Origin of the sequence: Flammeovirga pectinis (genome assembly GCF_003970675.1) — a bacterium.
GTDB classification, from domain to species: Bacteria; Bacteroidota; Bacteroidia; order Cytophagales; family Flammeovirgaceae; genus Flammeovirga; species Flammeovirga pectinis.
The window spans coordinates 243,904-268,793 of the sequence record NZ_CP034563.1; the positions used below are offsets into that span (position 1 = coordinate 243,904).

Below are 24,890 nucleotides of genomic sequence, written 5' to 3' on the forward strand. Positions count from 1 at the left end.
TTGTGGTTGAGAGATACAACTCTTATTTCATTTCTATTGCCCCCATATCTGGCTTCCCTTTTATTGGGTTACCTAAAATATCTTTTTCTGCTGAAAGGCCTAAAAATAACCCTTCGCTATCTCCAGGAATAGCTGTTATTTCAATTCCTTTATCTTTTACAAGGCGCTCATTCTGAGGTACAAAATCTTGTAAAGTAGTCCCTGATATATTTTTAAATTGAGGATCTCCAAAGCAAGGAGCTTCATCTTTAATTGGTGTTTTTTCTGGCCAATTGTTCTGTCTTAAAAACAGATTATTTTTAAAGACAATATTTTCTACAGAAGATTCTCCTGCCACTTCTGGCTTGTATTGATCTCCTAAAACTTGTTTACTTGCTCCTTCTATATAAAAAATATTATTGGCAATAAAAATACCTTTTGATGCTCTATCTACAGCTACTTTTGCTTGAATATCATCCTTAACATAGATTGTATTATTATAAAAATAACTGTTGTAAGGTCCTTTTCGTACTCTATCTTTGCCATTAAATCCACTTAGCCAAAACGTTTTTCCTTCCTGAGAAGCAACTCCTTTTTCTTTTACTCTATGGCCATCATTAATACTTATATTGTAACGGTACGCACAGTTAAAGTTATTGCCTAATATTTCGCAAAAACCACCTGCATTATTTTCGCTTAAATTGTATTGAACAATTACGTTAGTACAATTAAAGTCGATATGACATCCTGCTGAATCTGCTGGCCCTTTAGCATTTCTAAATTCGTTATGCTCAATTACAAAATTGGTACATCCCCAAGTCCATAAGCCGCTACCTCTACCCCACTTGCGTGAATCTCCATTGTCGCCTGAGTAGTTTATGATATTGTTTCTAATTTCAGCATTTAAAACTCCACCAAATTGCATACCCGGTCCACCCGTCTTGTAAACAGTGTTATTCTCTACTAGAATATTCTGAACATTTTGCTTCTTACCATTAAATTTTATTCCTGTATGTGCCACATTCGTTACATTGCAACCTCTTACAATAACATCTTTAATTGTAGCTCCATTCGTTGCATTAATTAAACGGATTCCCCATCCATAACCTTGTGTACCATTTGCAGTAAAAGATTCTTTAGCACCTCTTTCAAAACTTTTGTTCATTAAGAATACATCTCTAACTTCTAAGTTTTCTAATTCGATGTTAGAATACTCTCCTTTTTTAGAAGTAGTAATTAATACACCACAACGCATAGATTTTTTAGAAATCTTTTTAGGTACACCACCTGCATCTGCAGTAATAGTTAAATCGTGTACGCTAACATAGCTACTATTATTAATCAGAATGCCATTGTTATAACCTTTTGCATCAATTACTGGTAAGACAGTAGAAGGCATTTTAGGGTCAGAATAGCTTCCAATTTCAATAAAATTATTCTTATCCCCGCGTATATTTTCTAGCGTTAACGTCCCTTCATAAGTAAGTCCGTTTGCAAACAGTACCACATCGCCAGCGGCTAAAGATAGACGATTTACTTTTCCTAAACTTTTAAATGCTTTCTCTTTACTTGTACCGTTATCCTTATTATTACCCGTTTTAGCGTTTACATAATAAGTAGTAGCATAAGAATTGAGTGCGATTAAAAATAAACCTACAAGCAGTAGTATTTTATTTATCGTTTTCATTTTCTTTAATTTATATTTTTAATACACCTTTATTTCATCGATGCTTTTTTCTTCTTTTTTACTTCAGTACCTCTAAATTCTTCTCTTCCTTCTCCTTCTACACTCCAAGGTGCAACAAAATCTTTAACTAAAGGAGCTTCATTCTGAGGTAAATAACTTGCTAATTCTTCTTTTTTCTCTTGATATTCTTCTCCTTTTGCAAGGTTATACCATTCGTTATCATCTTCTGTATGGAAATAAAGTTCCTCTGTTCCATCATAGTATCTGATATAACGATAATCTTCTGTACGAACAGCGTAATTTCCTTTACCCCAAGATGTAATTGCTGGGTGTTTTAATGTTTTGTTTGGATGTTTTAAAACAGGGACTAGACTCTCTCCGTCTACATATTTTGGTGTTTCTATTACAGCAAAATCGGCTATTGTTTTATAAATATTGATTAGAGATACTGCTTCATCATAATTTTCTCCACCTTTTACTTTACTGTCTTTTCTAGGATCGTAAATAATAAAAGGAACCTTAGTTGCTTCTTCCCACAAAGTGAATTTTTTGAAAGACATTTTTTCACCTAAGTGATATCCATGATCTGACCAAAGTACAACAATTGTATTGTCTGCATATTCACTATTTTCTAGTGCTTCTAAAACTCGTCCTATATTAAAATCTGCCCAAGAAATACATGCCAAATATGCCCTTCTTACATCTTCCCACTTTCCTTCTTTTTTAAAGAAATTATAGTCCCCTGCTTTTCTCATTCCTAAACCTTCTTTAGGAATATCCATTAAATCTTCTTCGTAGATGGCAGGTGCTTGAATGTTTTCTGGTAATGCATCAAAAAATCTTTTTGGAGCATCAAAAGGTAAGTGAGGTTTTACAATTCCTACTGCTAAGAAAAATGGTTTATCGTGTTTTTCATTTAAAACATCTATACCGTAAGAAGCTACTTGGTGGTCTTTATGATCTTCATCTGCATGATGCGTAGGTCTGAAAGACATCTTTTTACTTTTTCCTTTTTGATAACCTTCTCCTTCTACAAAAATTTGTTTACCTCCTTTAGTCTCATCATAATGTGTCCATTCTCTTTCATCATTTAAATTTCCATGATGAATTTTACCTGCACCGAAAGTATCGTACCCGTTCTCTTTTAATAGACGAGGAAGAGAAGTATATTCTTTCATTAATGTTGCATGGATATCGTGCTCATAAAACGGGTACAACCCAGAATTAAAAGGTTCGATTCCATAAAGTAACGAATTTCTACTTGGCGAACATCCTGGAGCTGAACAGTGAGCATTCGTAAAATTGATACCCTGATCTGCCAACTTATCCATATTTGGTGTAATAGTTTGCTCGTGCCCTCCTAAGAAGCCCGTCCAATCGTTCATATCATCTATTGCTATAAATAATATGTTTGGTCTTTTGTCTGATTTTTCTTGACAAAAACCACTAGAAAAAATGGTTAGCGTTAAGAAAGCAGTTAGTAATATGTTGTAAGTATATCTCATTTCATTAAAAAATATAAGGATGAATAACACATCAAGTAGATAAATTTGTCAGGTTCAATATTGACGAAAAAGAATTATTATAAAATCCAACTGCAATATGCTGACACATATATTTAGTAATATGCTATTATCCTTAAGTAGTTAACACAAAAATGACCAAAGATGTAGAATAGTGCTCTTCAAGAATACTATCCTATTGTACTTAAAACAGTGTTTATTTCAATAAATTATGCTTTTTAAGTGCTGGCTCGTTGTATTTATCCATTTGCACGAAAAGTTCTTTATGCAGTCTCTGTGCTATCTTTTGATACGCTGGGTCTGTATAAAAATTAATTAATTCATCTGGATCTTCTTGTAAATCGAATAACCAAGGCTTATCGTTCGGAGAAACAACTAGTTTATATCTGTTATTTACTGCTGCCACCCACTTGCTCCTAGCATTGGTGATATACACTATTCTATCGTCAACAATACTCTTCTTCTTACTTTTAAAATCTGAAGAAGCATCTATACCATGAAATGTATATTTAGTATGATCTATATCCATTAAGCCTAAAATAGTAGGCGTAAAATCTGCCATTGTAAATGCTTTCTGAATATGTTTACCACTCTTCACTTTTTTAGGGTATTTAAGCATAAACGCTACACGTGCAGAAGTCTCATAAGGCAATCCTTTATTTTGTTTACCATGCTCCCCTAATAAATCTCCATGGTCTGAAGTGAAGACTACAATTGTATTTTCTTCTAGGTTGTTTTCTTTTAAGAAAGAGAGAATACGACCAACGTTATCATCTACACATTTTACCATTCCATAATATTGTCTCATGGCATTTTGATTAATAGTCTTTACAGAATTTTTCTTTTTTCTGTTTACCCATAATGGAGATGTATCACCTTGTTTATAAGCTGTTCTTGGCTCTTCAAAAGTTAGGTGATCGTACATTGTGTTGTATGGAGCACGTACGTGATTTGGTCCGTGAGGATCTGGAATTGACAACATTAAACAGAAGGGTTTATCTTTATCTTGTTCCAGAATTTTTAATGCTCTATCTACTAGAAAATCTGTTGTAAAAGATTTTTCGTTTGCTTTCTTTTGATCAAAAACTATGTTACCGTTCTTTTTTACTTCCTGATCTACAACAACACCCTCTTTTTCTTCTTTAAGAATTTTCCAGTGCCCTCTGTTCATCATATATCGGTTATGATCAAACCCAAACTTTCTAGCAGGTTCAAAACCTGGCTTATCTTCTCCATCTAAATGCCATTTTCCAACATAAGATGTAGCATAACCATTGTCTTTCAATATCTGACCAAAAGTAATAACATCATCATTTAAAGGCATATCATTAATTGGCGAGCCTGTTGCTACGGGGTATAAACCCGTCATCATAGAAGCTCTTGATGGTGTACACACAGGAGATGTTGCATACCAGTTTTCGCAGAGTAGTCCTCCATCTGCAATTTTATCTAAATTAGGTGTTTCAACAATTGTTTCTTTACCCCACATGAATGCTTGTTCATCTGATAGAGTTTTGCGGTAAGCACCTAAAGTTCTTAAGTTATGTTCGTCTGTATGAATGATTAATAAGTTCGGTTTTTTATTTTTTTGTGCAAATGAAAAATTCGTTAGTCCAATACTAACGAAGCACAAAGATAAAAGTAGGTACTTTTTCATAATTGTAATTTTTGATGTGAGCCTGTAGTCTGTTTAATTAAAAAGTTGTTAGAGAAAGTATTTAAAAAAAAATGCAATTCACAATTAGAAATTAATTGTGAATTGCATTTTAAAAATATTATTTACCAACCTGGTTTTTGAGTAATCGAAGTATTAATATTCACCTCCTGTAAAGGGTAAGGTAAAGATAAATGCTTCTCTGGATTAAAGTTTACAAAGATTCTATTGTATCCATCCATAGCCCAATAGGTAGGATCGTAATCAGGATGACCTTTCATCACAGTTTCTAAATACTGTAATCTTTCACCTAATTTACCCCATCTAATTAAATCATGTTTACGAAGACCTTCAAAACATAATTCACGTAGACGTTCATCCATAAGCTCATTCATAAATGCATCTTCACCAGCTATAACAGTAGGATCATATACTTCAATATTTTCTAAACCAGCACGGTTTCTTACTTGATTTAAACACTCGATAGCTTGAGCTGTAGGTCCAGAACTAACTCTGTTTGCAGCTTCAGCATACATTAATAATACATCAGAGTATCTTAAAATTGGAAAGTTAATAGGAGTTTGATTTCTAGACATAGAAGTTTCGTTAGTTAACAAAACATATTCACCAATCTTAGTATTGTCATTTACATCATCCAAACTAATTGGTTCCCATCTTCTAAATTTACCTGGGCAATATTGTGGTTGAAAAACATTGTTCACACTAATAATTTTACCCGCTTTATTCATTTGGAAAGCTGGAACGTTCCATCCTCTTCTTCTATCTTCCAATTCATAGATCAATCCAAATACTGGAGAAGCAGCAACTGCTTTTGAAGTAGTTGGGTGTTCATTACCTTCAGATAAATCAAAACCTAAACCATTATAGTTACCAATCGCTCCCATTGTAGAAATACCTAAATCAAGGTTATTCTTAAATGTAATTTCAAATAAAGACTCTTGCAAGTCATATTTATTACCACCAATGTACTCTAAAAATGTAGCTCTATATCCTAATGTATCAGGTGTAGTATTTAACGCATGCCATCCATCTTTATAAATAATATTACCTAAATGAACCTCTGCACTATCATAATATTGTGTAGCCATCATTGGTTCTCCTGCCATTTTTAGGTAGGCTCTAGCAAGCAAACCTTCAGCAGCCATTTTATTTGGACGGCCTGGCTCATAACCTACATCTTTTGAATGCGGCAAATGCTCAATCGCAAATTTAAAATCCTCTTCAATTAAAGCATATACATCTTTTAATTCTCCAACAGGAACATTGTTAGAAGACTGATCTATTGTTGGTGTAGTTCTTATTGGAACTTCATTCCACCAGCTTGCTAAAAGCTCATAAGCAAATGCTCTTAAGAAACGTGCCTCAGCAACATATTTGTTATACTCTTCTGCCTCAAAAGCACTTTTATCTAAACGAGCAATCATTTGATTACACTCGTTTACAACACCATAAAGCGCTTCCCATGATCTCTCTACATGTACAGAGTTAGAAACGTGGCTATATAATGATACAGACCAGTTTTCATCCCATCCTCTACTGTAATAACCTTCGTCGGTACCATATTGCATCTCCATAGATAGCATACTACCGAAAGCATTATTAGAAGAAAATTTAGAGAAGATACCCGCTAAACCTAAATCAACTTTAGCTTCAGTATTGTAAAAGTTATCGGTTGTCCAAGAAGACTCAGGTTCTACATTTAGAAAACTCGAACAAGATGTACCAAGACCTAAGAATATGCTTACTGCAACACCTAGTTTTGTTATATATTTTTTATTCATTTTTGTCTAAAATTATGTAAGTACCAAGTCAAAATTATTTGTTTCATTAACTTTGACTTGGTGCTTAATTGAAAATATTCAAATAAGAATTAGTCAATTCTAATTATAGCGTTAATTTAATGCTACCTAAGATTGTTCTACTCTGTGGATAAGCAGAGTAATCTAAGTTTGGCGTTACACCATTACCAGATACACTCACTTCAGGATCGAATCCAGAATAGCTTGTCCAAGTGAATAAGTTTTGACCAGATACTGAGAAATTTAAACCTTTCATTTTAATTCTCTTTAATACCTTCTTAGGTAATGAGTAACCAAATGTTACCGTTTTTAATCTGATATAAGAACCGTCTTCAATAAATCTATTATCAATCTGATTACCTACACGAGCACTACCTAAAGAACCAGCATATGTAGTAGCATTAATATTAGTATCTGTGTTATATGGAGTCCAGTGATCTGCAACTGTAGAGAACCCGTTGAATGATTGAGAACCCCAAGGTTTGTGCATTTCTACAGCATTACCGTTCATTACATCAAACCCATGTGACCATTGGAATAAGAATGAGAAGTTAAAACCTTTATAGCTAAAGTTGTTTGTAATACCACCAAAGTGATCTGGATGTGGATTACCAATAATCTTTCTATCTAATTCGTTGATTGTACCATCACCGTTTTGATCTATAAACTTCACTCCACCAGGAGCAACATCTGCAGAACCGTTATTGGCAACACCATCTTTCAACTCATACGTTTGTGATTCATTGTCATAATTAAAATCTTCCACTTGGTAGATTCTATCAAACTCTAAACCGTACATCATACCCACTGAGTTACCCACTTGCGTGATGTAGTTATCTTCTGAGAACCTTGCTCTAGAATAAATTGCATCATCACCTTGGTTCAACTTCACTACTCTATTCTGTTGGAATGAGATGTTAAAGTTTGTTGTCCATTTAAAAGATTTCTTGTGAATATTCACTGTAGATAATGAAATCTCTAAACCTTTATTTTCTACTTCACCAACATTTTGAAATACATTTCTAAAGCCTGTACTTGGTGCCATGTTAGCATTTAAAAGTAAGTCTGAAGTATTTTTTTGGTAAACATCTACTGTAGTTTCTAATCTCTGATTAAAGAAAGATAAATCTACACCAAAGTTAATTTGTTCTGTAGTTTCCCATCTTAAATCTGGAACTGCTAAGTTAGTTTGAGTTGCACCAGGCTTGTAAGACTCTGTAACACCCCAGTTATAACCTGTCCATTTAGAAATATTGATCTGGTTGTAAGCTGCAAAATCTGCAATCCTATTGTTACCAGTAACACCCCATCCACCTCTGAATTTAAGTGTAGAAAGCACTTCGATATCTTTCAAGAAAGGTTCATCACCTGCTCTCCAAGCTCCCGATAAAGAGGGGAAATAACCCCATCTGTTACCCTCTGCAAATTTAGAAGATCCATCAGATCTAAAGTTAGCTGTTAATAAGTACTTGTCTTTGAATGCATAAGTAGCTCTACCAAAGAAAGATAATAATGTACTACCCGACCAGTTAGACTGTGCTAAAGTAGCTGTTGTACCTATACCAATGTTTGCCATTCCAAAGTCATCTACTGGTAAGTTACCATTTTGTAAACTTGAGAAAGAGAAATCTTGATAAGAACCTTCAATACCACCCATTACTGAGAATTCGTGATTTTTTGACTTCTTATGGTATGTTAAAGTATTTGATGAAGCAAGCGTCTGACGAAGAGACTGTCTTTGGCTTCCTTGAATACCCATTGGAGAGTTTTGACCTGTTCTTGTCTCTTCACCATAAAATGTAGTTTCATCCCACAATTGTGCTTGGTAATTTGCCGCAATGTTTAATGTTAGGTTTTTATGGAATTTGTGAACAAATCTCATATTACCTCTTATCGCATTTTGCTTATTTTTTCTTTCTGTATTTTCTAAGTTGGGTACCGGAGGGTACATTACTACTTGGTTAGGATCTGTTGGATCATATCCACCTGGCTCTAAACCATCGTCTAATATAGGATCTACAGGACGGAAACGAACTGCGTCTCTAATAATACTAGAATAAGAATTTTCTCTTAAATCTGGTCCTCTTCTTACTGAGTAAGAGTGCATAATACCTGCATTAAAAGTAGACTTCTTAGAGATTGTATGCTTAATTCTTAAGTTGTTAATTATCTTTGTGAAACCCGATGTAATTAATGTACCTTCTTGGTCTGTATAATTACCTGAATAATAGATGTTTGTTTTCTTATTACCACCGTTTACAGACACATTGTATCTCTGAATTGGTGCTTCTTGGAAAATTTGATCTTGCCAATCATTACCTTCGGCATTTCTATATAATTCTGGGTCAACCCATTTTTCATAAAACTTACCTAAACTTGATTCAGTTGATCCATTCAAATCCCATTTAGCTTTTGCCCATGCTTGATTTTCTTGGTATTTAACATATTCATACGGACTCATTACTTCTAAGTACTTTGGAACAGATTGCATACCATAAGCAGCACTTACAGTTACAGTAGTAGACCCATTATCATTACCACCATCTTTAGTAGTAATTACAATTACACCGTTTGCACCTCTAGAACCATAAATAGAAGTAGCAGAAGCATCTTTTAACACGTTAAATTCTTGAATATCCTCTGTGTTAATTGTTGCAGGATCGAAATCATCTAACGGAATACCGTCTACCACATATAATGGTTGATTACTACCTGTAATTGAGTTACCACCACGAATTACAATATTCATTGGTGCACCAGGAGCACCTTCCGAAGCAGATACATGCACACCAGCAACTCTACCCATTAAAGCTTCATCGTAATTGGCAGTAGGAGAAGAAACTAAATCTTCTGCATTTACTGTTGCTACAGAACCCGTAATATCTTTTTTCTTACTAGTACCGTAACCAATAACTAAGACTTCATCCAATTCATTTACATCTGCAACCAATGTTACATTTATTTTAGAACGATCTTTTACAGCTATTGTTTGTGTTTCGAAACCAATGAATGAAACTTCTAAAACATCTGTTCCAATTACATTCATTAATTTAAACTCTCCTGAGATATTCGTCATCGTACCAGAGTTGGTTCCTTTGATTACGATGTTTACCCCAGGTAGTGTTTCTCCTGACTCATCACTTACTACACCCGATACAGCAAACTCTTGAGCTTGTGTATAGAATGGAAGAAACAAAAGGGCAAAAATTCCAATTATAAAATTTTTCATTTGTATCTAATTTATATTTTTTATCAGTTTATTTTAAAGAGATTCTATTGTCATATAGAAAGTTGAAAAAATAAGGGGCAAAGGCTCTAGTTTTGCCCCTTGAATGTTCGATTGGTAAATGTTACCATCCAACACGAATTAAACAGCTTTTGTATATTTTTATACTTTATCGCTTAACGACGTATGAAATCTCTTTTAAAAACTAATTATTTTAATAGTTTATTTTACTGTTCTACAGCTTTATAATTAACATCTGACACTACAAACTTACCTGCTGAAGTACCCCAAGAAACTTTAACTCCATCTAAGCCTTCCTTAAAGTCGCCTTCAAAATATGTTTTATATCTAAATGCTAATGTAAATTGAGACATATCTTTATATGGACCTAAATCAAGCTCAAATCTTAACCAAGTGTTGTAAGTATTTCTAGAAGGGTCTTTTAGACCATCAGGATCTACTCCTAATTGATTACCTGGATATGGAGTTCCTGTATACTCAGTACCTGCTCCATCAATTTTAAATTTAACTATATCATTAACTTGAGTCCAGTTTGTAGTTTTTACATCTCCATTATAATCAGAAGTGATATAAATTTCCATATCTGCTGGCTTCGATCCATCTTCTAAATACATCATTGCTAAATTCTTCAACCAGAAAACTGCAGAGATATCAAAACCTTTTCCGTATTGTGTTAAATTTTGAGTATCCATTACCATCCAAGAATCATGTTCTGTGCTTCTATCAGGATTATATAAAATGTCATGAATTATTAAAGGCTTGATTCCTGTAACACTAGCAGGTCTTTCCGCTGCTGCTGCTTTAGGTAATTGCTTTGGATTAATTGCTTTCCAAAATAAACCATTTCCAACACCACCTCTTTGTACTTCTACAAGACTAAAACCTGTAAAACCAGCTAATTTAGGATAGAAAAAGTTTAACGTTGAAGCAGGTACATCATGAGGGACTTTAGAAATAATAAGTTTAATTACCATATTAAAGTCTCTATTTTGATAAGATATATCACTAGTAACATTAATTGTTGGCATAATTGTTACTAAATCTTCTGTTTGCGTATATGCAGGATGAAGTGAAATTTCACCTGTCTTTGCATCTATTACTAATTGATCTAAATGAGAACCTAATGCAAATGTTACATTTGGATTACCATAAGACACATCTGCTGCTGTAGTTTTTGAAGTAGCATCACCTATAACTAAATTCTGTCCATAAGGATTATAAATCACTGCTGTAGGCAACATAGGGCCAACGTTCAATTCTAATGCTTCAGTTGATACAACAATTAATAAATCATTTTCATCTAACTCAATATCTACTGCTTCTTCCGTTATATTACTTATAATTTTAATGTTCGGTGAGAACGTTTCATTTATAGTAATTTTATAATCTGGATGAAGTGAAATTTGACCAGAATTTTCATCAATAACTAATGTATCTTCCAAGCCTAATAATTGATACCTAACATCATAACTTGGTACAGGCTTAACAAACTTAAGTACTGGAGCAGTAGTTGTAGAATTAGCTCCTACAACTAAGTTCTGCTGAGTTGGGTCGTAAGATGCAGAAATTGGTAATAAAGGCATTACATTTAAATGGAAAGCATCTTCAAACACTTTTGTGTTAGATGAGTTATCTCCATCGGTTGCAGGCTTTAAACGAAGTGTGAAATAATAATCACCTTCACTAAACATATTACCATCTTCAATAAAAATTTGTCCCGCTTTATTTGGGTTAACTATTGGAGTATAATGGAACGTTGTATCTTGTATGTAAACTGTGTTACCTTCTTCATCAACAACAACGTTTCCGTTTTTATCCACTTTTTCAACATCCGTATCTACCATGTCTACAATTACTTTCATTGTATCTAACCTTGCACTAGCAATAGATACTTTTTCTAAGTAAGATTCATCTAATAGACTATCAGTAGACCTAACACTCAAAATTTCAAATTCACAAGGAATTCCTTTAGAATTCACTGTTGGTATATCAGTAGTAATTTCGCTATAAGCTCTTGCGTTTAAGATTTCAGAGTATGATAACCCTGTAATATTAATATCAGTTGGTACTTCCGAGCTCTCCATAAAGGCAGTCGGTTTCTCGCAACTCATAAACATTAACAAACCAGCTAATGTAATTAGTAATTTAGTCAGATTCCTATTCATAGTTTATCGTTCATTTCATCATAAAAAAATACGTAACGAATTGTGTAGTCGATTGTCACAATAAATTTTTGCTTCTCTGTTGTCATTACTTAAGTAGTCTCCATTAATCTTAAAGTTTTTTAAACTCCTTGTGGTTTCTACCAAAAAAAATAATCTGTTGTTTAAAAAATTGACTTCAGATAAATTAAAAAATGGCTCTCGATCTATTCTACAACCATTATACCTTTCCATCAGAATGATATCTTAATATAGTAACGTTCTTTTATTTCGTTTATTTTAAAATATCATGCTACAAATTTAACAAGCTCTAACTAAAAACAAGACACTATTTGTACAATTTAGAACATAAATGTATTTAGTACATTTTATATTAGCAATTGTCATTTCTGTGTTCTTTTTCATTTTATTAATTAATTACGCAATGATCTTATTATTAGTTACTTAAGTAGAATTTTAGAGCGTAGTTGTTATTTCTGTAATAATTCAATAGAAGCTTTAATTATTGTGTGTGCTATTCTTTTTGTAATCACTTAGTATTTACAAAGTGCAAATTCAGGCTTTTGTAATGTGATAATCATAATTGAGTCTCTTTTTGTAATTTGCTTTTTTTAAGAGAGTTTCTATTCTAATAGAAGTTGAGTAATAACATCAATTCTAATCATTCACATTACTGTACCTGGCATAGCGTAACTACACTATGTAAAAATGTCGAATACAAGAATAATAAATGAGAATACGCCTACTACAAGGCTTCCCCACATTACTCTTTCTTTAATACTATTTGTTTTCATTTCTGCCATTTTTTATTACTTCTTATTTTAAAAAACAATTATTAAATATGACTTATCATTATCGGCTACAGTACAAATATAAAGTGCTTCTAATACGTTTATGGAATCAAATAGACGTGTTACTAACATAAATTGAGTAAAATGCTATTCTCTGTTAATTTTATCAAAATTGTGTCAAAAAAATAGCCCATATCCTTGAATATGAGCTATTTTATCTATTTCTATTTTTCTTTTACTCTATGGTATTCTCTTGTTTTGTGTATTCTTTAGGTGTTACACCATACACTTCTTTAAAACTTTTAGAGAAATAAGACCTGTGTGTAAAGCCTACCATGTACATCACATCAGACACATTGTACTGCCCTTGTTTTAGTAACTGGCCAGCTCTTTTTAAACGTACATTACGGATAAACTCATTTGCTGTCATGCCTGTCATAGACTTTATTTTTCGGTAGAGGTTAGTTTGCCCCATACCTATTTTCTCTCCTAGCGTTTTAACATTAAACTCAGAGTTGTCCATGTTTTTCTCTATCTCTTGCATCACTTCGTCCAAGAATTTCTCTTCAAAAGAAGGAACGACCACTTCATTGGGCTGTGTTTTCATTTCTCTTCGGAAAGATTCTCTCAATTTTTCTCTTTGTGTAAGGATATTGTTCACTCTTACTCGTAAATAGTCTACATTAAATGGCTTAGCAATATAATCGTCTGCACCGTGTTCTATACCATCCTTTTTATTATCTATGCCTCCTTTTGCAGTAAGTAATACAAAAGGAATATGATTTGTAAGTAAATCTGATTTTGCTTTTGTACAGAACTCAATTCCATCCATTTCAGGCATCATCACATCAGAAAGAATAAGATCAGGCATTTCCTTCTTGGCTTTTTCCCATCCTTCTCTACCGTTATTTGCAGTTATAATTTGGTACGTCTCTTCTAAACAATGAACTAAGAAGCTTTGCATGTCTCGATCATCCTCTACAACAAGAATTTTTTCTTTGCCTCCTTTATCTAAAGACATTTCTATTTCTTCTTCTACTATTTCTTCTTCGTGGTGGTATTCTTCTTCTACTATTTCTTTCTCAATATGTTTCTCCTCGTAATCTTCTATAAATGTCTTACTTAAAGGTAGGTACACAGTAAATTCAGAACCATTTCCTTCTTCACTTTTCAATTCAACCCATCCTCCATGCATTTTTACGTAATCATGCACAAGCGACAAACCAATACCTGTACCTTGCTGCCCCATAAAATTATCCATCTGAATATTTGTAAAGCGCTCAAATATTTGAGATTGAAGATCTTTTGGAATGCCAATACCAGAATCAGAAATAATTATTTGTTGGTAATCAGTTAATGGAATTTTTCTATATGGATGATTTGCTTTAGCGACATCCATTCTAACACCAATTGTACCATTATCAGGTGTGTATTTTAAAGAATTTGATATTAAATTATAGACTACCTTTTCCAATTTTTCTAAATCAAACCACATTATTCCTTCTGGTTGATTTGTATTGAAATTAAGATCAATATTTCTTTGTAATGCCGTTTCCATAAAATCATGCGTAATGTTTCTACTTAAACGCACAATATCATATTCCTCTATAGATAGTTTTTCTGCTCCTTGGTCTATCTTACGTAGATCAAGAACTTGATTTACCATCCTACTTAACCTTGCTGTATTTCTTTGTATTATCTGAATTAGTTTCAACTTCTGAGTATCTACTTCTATCGTTTCTAATTCATCTAAAGGACTACTTATTAAAGTTAACGGTGTTCTTAATTCATGAGAAATGTTTGTAAAGAACTTTATTTTCATTTGGTTAACCTCTTCACTTTTTTCACGTTCTACTTGCTCTAAGTGCATTTTATTCTGCACTTTTACATTCTTTACGGAAATTTTTCTCGCTATAAAGAACAATAAACAAAGCATAGTGAAGTAAATAGTTTTAGCCCACCATGTTGCCCATAATGGAGGATTTATTACAAAATCTAAAGTTGTATACTTTTCTCCAAACTCTCCAAAATTATTAGATGCTCTAACCTTAAAAGTATATTTACCCGGCTTTATTTTATTGTAAGAAACAAAATCTGTTAAACCCGACATTGTTTCCCACTCATCTTGTAACCCTTCTAATTTAAATTGATAGCTATGTGTATTATTTTCTCTAAAATCCATAGCAGAGAAATAAATTGTAAAAGTGTTCTCTTCGTGGTTTAATGTTACCTCTTTTACTTTATTTAAATTTGTAGTGTAAAGCACTCTATCGTTTAATTCATAATGTGCTTTTATTTCTTTATTAGAAACTTTCAACCCCGTTATACGTACAATTGGTTCAATACTTTTCTTATTGACCTCATTTGGTAAGAAAGAGACATACCCACTTAATCCTCCAAAATAAATACGGCCATCTAATTTTGCAGTTGCTACTCTATTAAAATTCTTAATTCCTGTTCTTGTAGAAGATAAAACTAGGTTATTGGCTGTAGAAAAATTATATACATTGATATTTACATTTGTAGCATACCATAATTCATTTCCTTCAATTTGAAAAGATCGGATAATATTATCTGTTGAGAATTTTTCTACAAATTCTTTATTATTTTTATCAAATTTATAGATTTTTTTTCTAGAAGATCCCCATACTATTCCTTCCTTGTCTACAAGTAACTGATTTAAATTTACTACCCTTACTTCGTTATTTATAAGGTACTTATAGAATTTACCCTGACTTAAATTAAAATAATTGACTCCATCTCCAGTTGCAATCCAAGGGTTTTCATTGTCTTGAAAAATTATATTAGAAATGTAATTCCCAGAAATTGAATTCTCGTTATCATCGTCTCTTTTAAAGTTTACAAATTCTATTTTGTTATTTTCTTTCTGGTTTACTTTATAAATACCATACATAGAGCCTAACCAAATTTGTCCTTTTGGGCTTTCTGAAATACAGAATAAATAGTTTGTTTGTAATGCCAAATCATTCGAAATATCGGCTACGTAGGCATACATTTTCTTCGTTTTCTGATCGTAGACATTCAAACCTCCAACCGTAACTATCCAAACTTTATTTTCTTTGTCTACCAATACTTGCTTTACAGAACTATGTAGAATTCTAGGTACTTTAAAGTACTCATATTCATCTTTTTCTTTGTCGTATTTAATTAAACCATGGTTACTAGTTGCCAACCAAATGTTACCTTTTTTATCTTCTGCAAAGTTGCGCACTGAAATCCCTCTTTGTAAGAATTTTTCTGAATGAGGGAAGATATTTGTTTTAAACGCATTGTCTAAAAAAGTAATATTATCAACCCCATTATTTGTTCCAATCCAGATTGTTCCGCTTCGGTCTTTATAAATATCATTAACGATATTACTACTGATTGAATAATGATTGTTGAAGTCTGCAAAATAACGCTGAAAGGTGAATGTTTTAAGTGAAAAGATGTTCAAGCCATAACCTGTACCCACCCAAACCTCATTACTGTTTATTTTACATAATGATTTAATTACATCATTACTTAATGTTTTTTCATCGTTCTTTTGATGGTACTTTTTAAACGCACCCGTTTTAGTATTAAATAAGGCAATACCTGTTTCTGTACCTATTAATAATTGATCATCATCTTTATCAGAAAGTGATATGATGTCCAAAATTAGATTGTTCTTTTTATAAACTTCAGATTTATCTTGCAATCTATATCTTGTAAAAGTCTCTGTTTTTCTATCTAATTTATTTAGTTGATCGTGCGTACCTATCCAAAAATCACCTTGTTTATCTTCATAAATAACTCTCACAATATTATCACTAAGGCCTTTATCAATACCTTTATGATGTTGGTAAGAAACAACTTTTTCAGTAGCTGTATTAATAATATGAAAACCTTTATTGGTACTCACAACCACTTCGCCTTTACTAGATAAAGTCATAGAAAAAGGCGTAAATTTACTACCTAAAGCTAGATCTATCCTTTTAAAGGAACACTCTTCTACATCATATTTATAAATTTCTGAAAAAGTAGCAACCCAAACATTTTTATCCTGATCCATAATTAGATGCCTAATATTATACTGCATCATTTTTTCGGAACGGTAACCATCATACCTTACCAAACCACTACTTAAACCAATCCACATAAAACCAAGATCATCCTCTAAAAAGCATGTTACCTGCTTGCTGGAGATAGATTCTGGTAAGTCAATATGTTGAAGCTCTAAATTTCTAGGAGTTGCAAAAATATTTAAGCTAAAAAAAATAAGTATTAAAAAGTAAGTTAATCGTTTCATTCGTATGTTATTTAATGTAGTCAATGGCTCTAACGGTTAAAATAGCTGGCTGAAGGTCCGTAGATTTTACCTTGATTGTAATTTCTCCTGTTTTATCTGTTGCTTGAATTATCAGAAGGCACTTTCCATTGAATACGTTTCTAAAATTAGTACTATTTGAAGAAATATCCAAAATATTCCCATTTTCTGAGCCTATTATCTTTGCAGGCCCTAACACTTCATACTCAACACTACTTTGTGCATTTGGGTCTAAATTTTTGTATTTATCTGTAATAGAAATTTCGCAATGGATAATGTCTTTATTATTTGCATATATCAACGTTTTATCGCTTGATAATGTTAATTGTGTTCCTTTATCTACGGTAGTAAAAAATTTCTCTGCTACTACAATTCCATCATTTTTTGCTACTGCTTTTATTGTACCTTTCTCATAAGGTACATTCCAAACTAGTTGCCCGTCCGTCGTCATTGTTTTTTCACCTAAAGACGTATTATTTAAAAACAATTCTGCTGATTGACAATTTGTATAGATTACTACCGGAATTTCTACACCTTCTTTACCTTTATGCGACCAATGTGGTAATAAATGTACCATTGGTTTATTGCTCCATAAACTCTGATAAAGGTAAAAATGGTCTTTCGGAAAACCTGCAAGATCTATTATTCCAAAATTGGCGGTTCTCCCTGGCCAACCAAAAGATTCTCCGAGATAGTCAAAGCCTGTCCATCTAAAGTTTCCTACATAATAATCTAAAGCTTCCACTCTTTTCCATTCGTCCCTCACGCCAATACGTACAATAGAGTTATCGTAAGACGATTGGTATTTTTTAGAAATTCCTGTAAATACTTCTTCTTCTGATAAATCTGGAATTTTAGTTACTTTTTTTTCTATACGTGCAAAGTCAGCAGGTTTCTCCCAAGGTGCTGGATTATCTTTTGTTCTATACCATGTCTTTGTTCTGTAAATTCCTCTAGTTTGTAGTGTATGTGTTATTTCTGTTCCAATAATTAACTTTTCAGGATATTCACTATGGTACTTTTCTAACTCATTTTTCAACTCTCCATGTCCGTTAAAACCAGAGATGTCTATATGCGGTGCAATGTAGCCTCCACCTTGTGTTACAGGACGAGTAGGATCAATTGATTTTACTTTATCTACTACAATTTTTTGTTGTTCTGCTGTAAATTTTCTGACCTCGTTGCCAATACTCCAAATGATTACAGAAGGGTGGTTACGGTCTCTTTTAAGAAGACCTTCAAGATCTTTTTCCCAATATTCATCAAAGTAATTACCATAATCATAAGGTGCTTTTGCAGTCCACCATCCATCAAATGCCTCATCCATAACCATAAAGCCCATGGTATCGCACATGGTATAAAATTCTGGTGCAAACGGGTGGTGTGCAGTTCTTAATGCATTACAACCCATTTCTTTCAACATTTTTAGTCTTCTGTATAGCACATCATCTGGAACGGCAACACCTACAGCTCCTCCTGCATCTTGGTGGTTACTTAAACCTTTTATAATAACAGCTTCACCATTTACAAATAAGCCTTCTTTACTTCTCCATTCAATATTTCTGATACCAAATGGTGTTTCGTAATGGTCTTTTACCTTTTTATTTACAATCACCTCTGTAATCATTGTGTACATTACAGGTGTAGCTGAAGACCATAATTGAGGGTTTTTAATGTCACAATCTTGTAGAAGAACTGTTGTATTTTTCTTTAAAAGAACCTTCTCTGAAACCTCTTTTACAATAGTGCCTTTATGGTCTCTTATACTATTTTTTACAATTACTTTTTTGCTTTTCCCAGACTCGTTTACCAGTGTAGTTTGTACTTTAACTGTTGCTTGATTGTCTAAAAAATTATCTGTAATAATATATGTCCCCGATTTTGGAACATAAATATCTTCCGTTTTTGTTAACCACACATGTCTATAAATACCAGAACCCGTATACCATCTTCCACTAGGTATTTTTGAATGGTCTACACGAACAGCCAATGTATTATTGCCCTCTTTTAGATAAGGAGAAAGATCGTAAGAAAACGACATATATCCGTTGGGATGAAAACCTAAATGATGGCCATTAACCCACACATCACTATTTAAATATACACCATCGAATTCAATAAAGTATTTCTCAGATTTTTTGAAATTTTTGATTTCAATTTGCTTTCTGTACCATCCTATTCCGCCAGGTAAAAAAGCACCCATTGTACCAGATGAATTGTCTTGTTTGTATTCTCCTTCAATACTCCAATCATGAGGTACATTTAATGTTCTCCATTCATGATCATTAAAATTTGGTTGTTCTGCTCCTTTACTTTCTTGTTGAAGAAACTTCCAATTTAAATCGAGTGAAACCCTCTCTCTTACAGTATTATTTTGCCCTAAAGAATTTAAGGAAAATGACAAGAGTACTAATAAATGTATAAGAATCTTCATTGATATATGTTTAAAAAATCTAAGGAATTAATTAATTTTCTTTCCTTCATAAAAACTGATAGAACAAATGTACTTCGTGCACTTAAATAGTTGTGATAACATCGTTTTGAAAGGTAACACAAAATGAACAGGCTATTTTGTGTCAATTTATACAGTTTTGTGCTAATCAGATAATTCATTAAACATCTATATATCAATAGTTTAATATTTAAAATGTAAAATAGAGTGATTATGAACGATGAAATTTAATTTCAAAATCCGTTTACGTCCTAGTGTTAATTATAAAATCACTTTGTTAATCTAATAGTAGAATTAGTGATAATTTATTCTCTAAATCAGACAGTTGGGGTAATTTAAAATAGAATACACTCTTTAAAATATTTTTTGATTCAAACTTAACATTGTTCACTATCTTGAATTAAATCTTCTCCAAATTTATTCTTCTTTTGTTAGCAAACTCTCTATGCAATTCTTTTTAGGTATAAGAAGGAAAGGCTGTTTTCTTGATCTATGCTTTTAGCCAATAGTAGACACCCTAACGAACATAGATTCCAATTATTTGTTACACAAAAGCTAAAATTCTATGCTGATTAATGTTTGGGTTGTGGTTCCCAAATTAATCTACAGAAAGCACTTAGTCTTTCGTTTTCTCTAGCAACAGGAATACCTGCCACAATACCTACTAGCAAGTTCTCCATAATACCAACTCTCATTTGAGGTCTGATTGTCATGTCGAAATCTCCTTGTTCAATAGACTGGTTAAACTCGACACCTATAAAATTGCTTGTACCCGGAATCATGTAGTGCACACTTGGGTTTATTTCCATTGATGTACTCCATGATTTTGAGGCATACGTTTGTTCTATTTTTGGTCCTGTATAAAGTAAAGAGTGAAAATTAGAGCCCCATCTCTTGGCAATAACAAAAAACGGATTGTATACATTGCCTTTTACTAGAGGGTCTCCCCAATGTCTAAAATCAGAAAATACAATCTCATTTATATAGCCTATTGCCATACTCATTGCCATTTTCTCGTGCACAAAAAATGTCCATTGTGTGGCTAATTTTAAACTTTCTAATTTATCAGATGGAATTGAATCTCTTTCTACACCTTCCTGAGGAGCATAAAATACAAACGGTAATTCTACCTCAAAACCTAATCTGTTAATTGGAGCCCATTCGTATTCTACTAAAGTTTCGTACTTATCGTATTTTAAATTATCTACGATTTCCATACCTACGTTCCATTCCTTTTCTCCTTTTCTGGCACCAAGGTCTCTAATTAAATCAATGTATAATGGTTCTGCATGAAGCACTTTTACGGGAAGTTTATTTTCCTCGTATTCCTCAATATAAATACTGTCTTTTAAATGGTTTATTTCTCTTTTTTCATTCTGAGAAAATACAGTAAAGCTTACTAAACATAAGCTAGATAAGATGAATAAAAATCGCATTAGATGAATAATGATTTAATAAAAAGTTGTTAGTAGTAGTTTGTAAATACTAAAATGATAGTTAAAAGTACTTTACGGCTGCAAGTTAGTGCCTTTTTTTAATGTATTTATTGTTAAACAAAAAAAAGGTACAACTAAGTGTACCTTTTCTTTTTCTTGTACCCAAGTTGAAGTTATCTAATAACCCAAACTTGGTATTTTTATATTTATAAAGATTATACTAATCTGTTTCTATTCTCTTGGAATCTCAACTCGTTGAGTTCTAATTTACAACGTCTTATTTTTGTTTTAAGATGTTCTACATCGTTGAATGTCGAACCATTACTCTGTAAAAGTTCAATTTTATTTTTCATTTGCAAAACCTGATTTTCTAGGTTATAAATTGCGTTTTGTAATAAATTTTTCATTGTAAATAGAATGTTTTTCAAATAATTTTCAAATCATAACTCTAATAACGAGGATTTTTTTTTAACAGTTATATCAATTAACTTCTGTTATAATTTCTCTTAAAAAGTTGACGAAATTTATATTTTAAAGCCTACGTTCCTTAAAGTATTTTGGTATAAAAAAAATGAATTTCATCACCAAAAAATAAAAATAATACAAGAAACAATTTTTCAATTTTAATCAGATACAACTAGATAATTTCAAGGATAAAAAAAATCGGTTACCATGTTCTTTATCGCAATAAAAAACATAATAACCGATCCATATTTAAAATAGATACTCTAGTCTTACCCTTTGTAATCTTTAAATTTCACACCGTAGAATAAACTGTAAAATACAGGTACTAGAACCAATGTTAGCACTGTGGCAAATAATAACCCAAACAATAAACTTACAGCTAAAGGTTCGAACATTATACCCCCTCCAAACCACAATGGTAGTAAACCACAAACCGTAGTTGCTGTAGTTAATAGAATTGGTCTAAAACGTTCTGTGGCAGCACTTACAATTGCATCTGCAGGTTCTCTATTGTTTTCTGTAAGCTCTATTTCTATTCTATCTATTAGTACTATACCGTTATTAATAACAATACCTGCTAAAGATACCAAACCTAAGAAACCAAAGAAACCCATGTAAGAATCTGCTAAGAACAGACCGTAATATACACCAATTGCACCCATTGGAATGGTTAGTAATATTATCAGCGATTTTTTAAATGAATTGAACTGCCCTACAAGTAGTAAAACAATTATACAGAATGATAACGGAAGGTATTCTACAACAGAACCAATGCCTGATTTAGTTTTCTCTATGTCTCCTCCATAATCATAAAAATAACCTGTGCTCCAATCCTTTTGATTCTCTTTTAACCAGGGTTGTAATTCTGACATAATTTCGTTGGATGTAGTAGTTTTATCTACACCAGCAGAAACAGTAATGGTTTTAAAGAGATCGTATCTTTTCACTTTAGTAAACTGCCAATCTACTAAAATATCAGCTACTTGTTTTAACGGTACATTATTACCCGTTCCTTGAGAATAAATATTGATAGATTCTAACTGACGCATTGAGTAATCTCCTTCATGAGCATCTTTCATCATGATAGGAATAGACTCATCGTCTTCTCTATATTGATCTAGTTCTACACCAGAAATACTTGTTAGCATAGATAATGCAATATCTTGGTTGGTAACCCCTGCATTTTCTGCTCTATCTTGATCGATCTTAATTACAAATTTCTTTGTTTTTATTCCCCAATCATCTTTAATATTCTTTGTTCCCGGAATACCAGCCAGTTTTTCTTTTACAGAATCTACAAGGCTATATAGAACTAGTGGGTCTCTACCAGAAATTCTTATTTCGATGGGGTTTTCTGCACCACCAGCACTACCTAAACGTTTTATTCTAGGTTGAAGATCTGGGAAATGATTAAAACAGAACCAATCTAAGCTATCTATTACTGTCTGATTAAACTCGTTAGAAGTAGTATTAATCAGAATATGTGCGGTATAAGATGATTTTTCTGGTGCCTGATATCCAAGGTCATATTTTGGAGCTCCTTCACCTACGTAAGAGGTAAAATCAATTACACCTTCTTTTGTACCTACTTCTTCTTTTTCTAACAAAAACCTTTTAAGGTACTTGTCTACTTCTTCTACAACTTCTTCTGTTACTGTTATATCAGACGTCATTGGTAATTCTAAATTTACAGTTACCAATGCTCTATCAGAATCTGGCATAAAGATAAAAGGAACGTAAGGTGCAATCTTTGTCATAGACAAGAAACACAACAGAATAACGCCAATAAATAAGAATGGGCGCTTTAAGTTCCAAACTAAGAACGGTCTATAATAACCTACTAGTTTATCAAAGTTAGATACTTTAGCATCTTCAGATGTATCTTTTGGTTTGATCTTTATGAGGTAAATTGCCAATAAAGGAATTAATGTAATAGACATTACCCAAGAGCTCACTAATGCTATAGTTATTACAACAAATATTGGCCCTACAATCTCTCCCATAGTAGATTTAGCTAGGTAAAATGCTAAAAATGCCGCAGATGTTGTTAAGGTAGAAATAAGCAACGGAACCATTAACTCTTGTGCAGATTCTATGGCAGCGGTATATACTTTTGCCCCTCTTTCCATTTTTACCATAATGGATTCTGACATAACAATGGCGTTGTCTACCAACATACCTAATGCCATAATTAATGCAGCTAAAGAAATTTGATTTAAACCGACATCCATTAGCCCCATTATTACAAAAGTAATAACAATGGTAGACGGGATTAAAGCCGATACTACTAAACCTGTTCTAAAACCTAAAAAGATAAACATTACAACAAGTACCGTAGCCACTGATTGTAATAGGTTACTTACAAAACTATTTACAGAAGATTCTACATATAAATCTGCTGAAGCACTACGAATAAATTCAATTCCCCAAGGATATTGTTCTTGGTAATACTTTATTTTTTCGTCTATTTCTTTGCCTAACTCAACAATATTACCATCATCTTTCAGCTTTACGCCCAATGAGATTGCTGGTTGCCCAGAAACGGTTACAATACTTTCTGTAGGTGTTTTATAACCTCTTCGTATTCTAGCAATGTCTCCTAAATGAACAGACTTTTCATCTTTTAATTGTATAACAACTTTACTTATATTACTTACCGTTTCAAAGCTACCTGTTGGCTCTAAAATAATTCGTTCTGTACCAAATTTAACATCGCCACCCGGAAAAATAATATTGGTATTGGCAATGGCATTTTTTATCATATTGGTAGTTAAACCATATTTAGAAATTGCTGCATTATCAAACTCAATAAAAACATTTTCCATTTGCTCGCCTACAATTTCTACACGCGCTGCATTTGGTAGCTTAATCAAACCATCTTTTACATCTTTAGCAATGTCATAGAGTTCTTTGTAAGAATAGCCATCACCTGTAATAGAATAAATTACGCCAAAAACATCAACAATATCTTCATCTTTAATTTGTACTTTACAGCCATCTGGTAAATCAGGTTTTACCTCATCTACCCTACGCCTAATTTTATCGTAAATAGGCTGCATTTCCGTATACATCTCTTTTATTTCTATCGTGATGATGGATACATTATTTCTAGATTCAGATTTTATATATTTTAGTTCGGAAACTTGTTGTAGTTGCTTCTCTATCTTATCTGTTACTAACATTTCTACACGTTCTGGAGATCCCCCCGGATATGTTGTTATTATAGAAACATAACGTACAGTAAATGGAGGCATACTATCTCTGGGCATGCCTTCGTAAGTCTGAAAACCAATTAGTCCCAACAGCACCACTAATGTTAGTGTGAGGACGTTATTTTTTATCGAAAATTCTGTAATGTTCATTTG

The 24,890-nt window shown here is 32.6% G+C and carries 10 protein-coding genes; all 10 read right to left on the reverse strand.

Annotation, left to right across the window (positions count from 1 at the left end; all coding sequences use genetic code 11):
- Window positions 1–22 precede the first annotated feature (22 nt).
- Entirely contained in the window at window positions 23–1,666 is a 1,644-nt protein-coding gene (locus tag EI427_RS21485; protein ID WP_126618874.1) for a right-handed parallel beta-helix repeat-containing protein, read from the reverse strand.
- 29 nt (window positions 1,667–1,695) lie between these two features.
- The gene (locus tag EI427_RS21490) at window positions 1,696–3,171 is read right to left on the reverse strand and encodes a sulfatase (protein WP_126618876.1); all 1,476 of its coding nucleotides are present in this window, start codon (window positions 3,169–3,171) and stop codon (window positions 1,696–1,698) included.
- A 214-nt stretch (window positions 3,172–3,385) separates the two neighbouring features.
- Entirely contained in the window at window positions 3,386–4,846 is a 1,461-nt protein-coding gene (locus tag EI427_RS21495; RefSeq protein WP_126618878.1) for a sulfatase family protein, read from the reverse strand.
- A gap of 122 nt (window positions 4,847–4,968) precedes the next feature.
- Window positions 4,969–6,645, reverse strand: coding sequence for a RagB/SusD family nutrient uptake outer membrane protein (locus tag EI427_RS21500; RefSeq protein ID WP_126618880.1), 1,677 nt, complete (start codon window positions 6,643–6,645; stop codon window positions 4,969–4,971).
- Window positions 6,646–6,748: 103 nt separating this feature from the next.
- Window positions 6,749–9,892, reverse strand: coding sequence for a SusC/RagA family TonB-linked outer membrane protein (locus EI427_RS21505; RefSeq protein WP_126618882.1), 3,144 nt, complete (start codon window positions 9,890–9,892; stop codon window positions 6,749–6,751).
- A gap of 224 nt (window positions 9,893–10,116) precedes the next feature.
- Window positions 10,117–12,075 carry a hypothetical protein gene (locus tag EI427_RS21510; RefSeq protein WP_126618885.1) on the reverse strand — a complete coding sequence of 653 codons (1,959 nt, stop codon included), beginning with the start codon at window positions 12,073–12,075 and terminating at the stop codon, window positions 10,117–10,119.
- A gap of 1,023 nt (window positions 12,076–13,098) precedes the next feature.
- Window positions 13,099–17,154 carry a hybrid sensor histidine kinase/response regulator transcription factor gene (locus EI427_RS21515; RefSeq protein ID WP_126618887.1) on the reverse strand — a complete coding sequence of 1,352 codons (4,056 nt, stop codon included), beginning with the start codon at window positions 17,152–17,154 and terminating at the stop codon, window positions 13,099–13,101.
- Window positions 17,155–17,161: 7 nt separating this feature from the next.
- A complete protein-coding gene (locus EI427_RS21520) occupies window positions 17,162–19,606 on the reverse strand; it encodes a sugar-binding domain-containing protein (RefSeq protein ID WP_126618889.1) in 2,445 nt (814 codons plus the stop codon).
- Window positions 19,607–20,196: 590 nt separating this feature from the next.
- The gene (locus EI427_RS21525) at window positions 20,197–21,060 is read right to left on the reverse strand and encodes an HAEPLYID family protein (protein WP_126618891.1); all 864 of its coding nucleotides are present in this window, start codon (window positions 21,058–21,060) and stop codon (window positions 20,197–20,199) included.
- A gap of 734 nt (window positions 21,061–21,794) precedes the next feature.
- The gene (locus tag EI427_RS21530; RefSeq protein WP_126618893.1) at window positions 21,795–24,887 is read right to left on the reverse strand and encodes an efflux RND transporter permease subunit; all 3,093 of its coding nucleotides are present in this window, start codon (window positions 24,885–24,887) and stop codon (window positions 21,795–21,797) included.
- Between the last annotated feature and the right edge of the window lie 3 nt (window positions 24,888–24,890).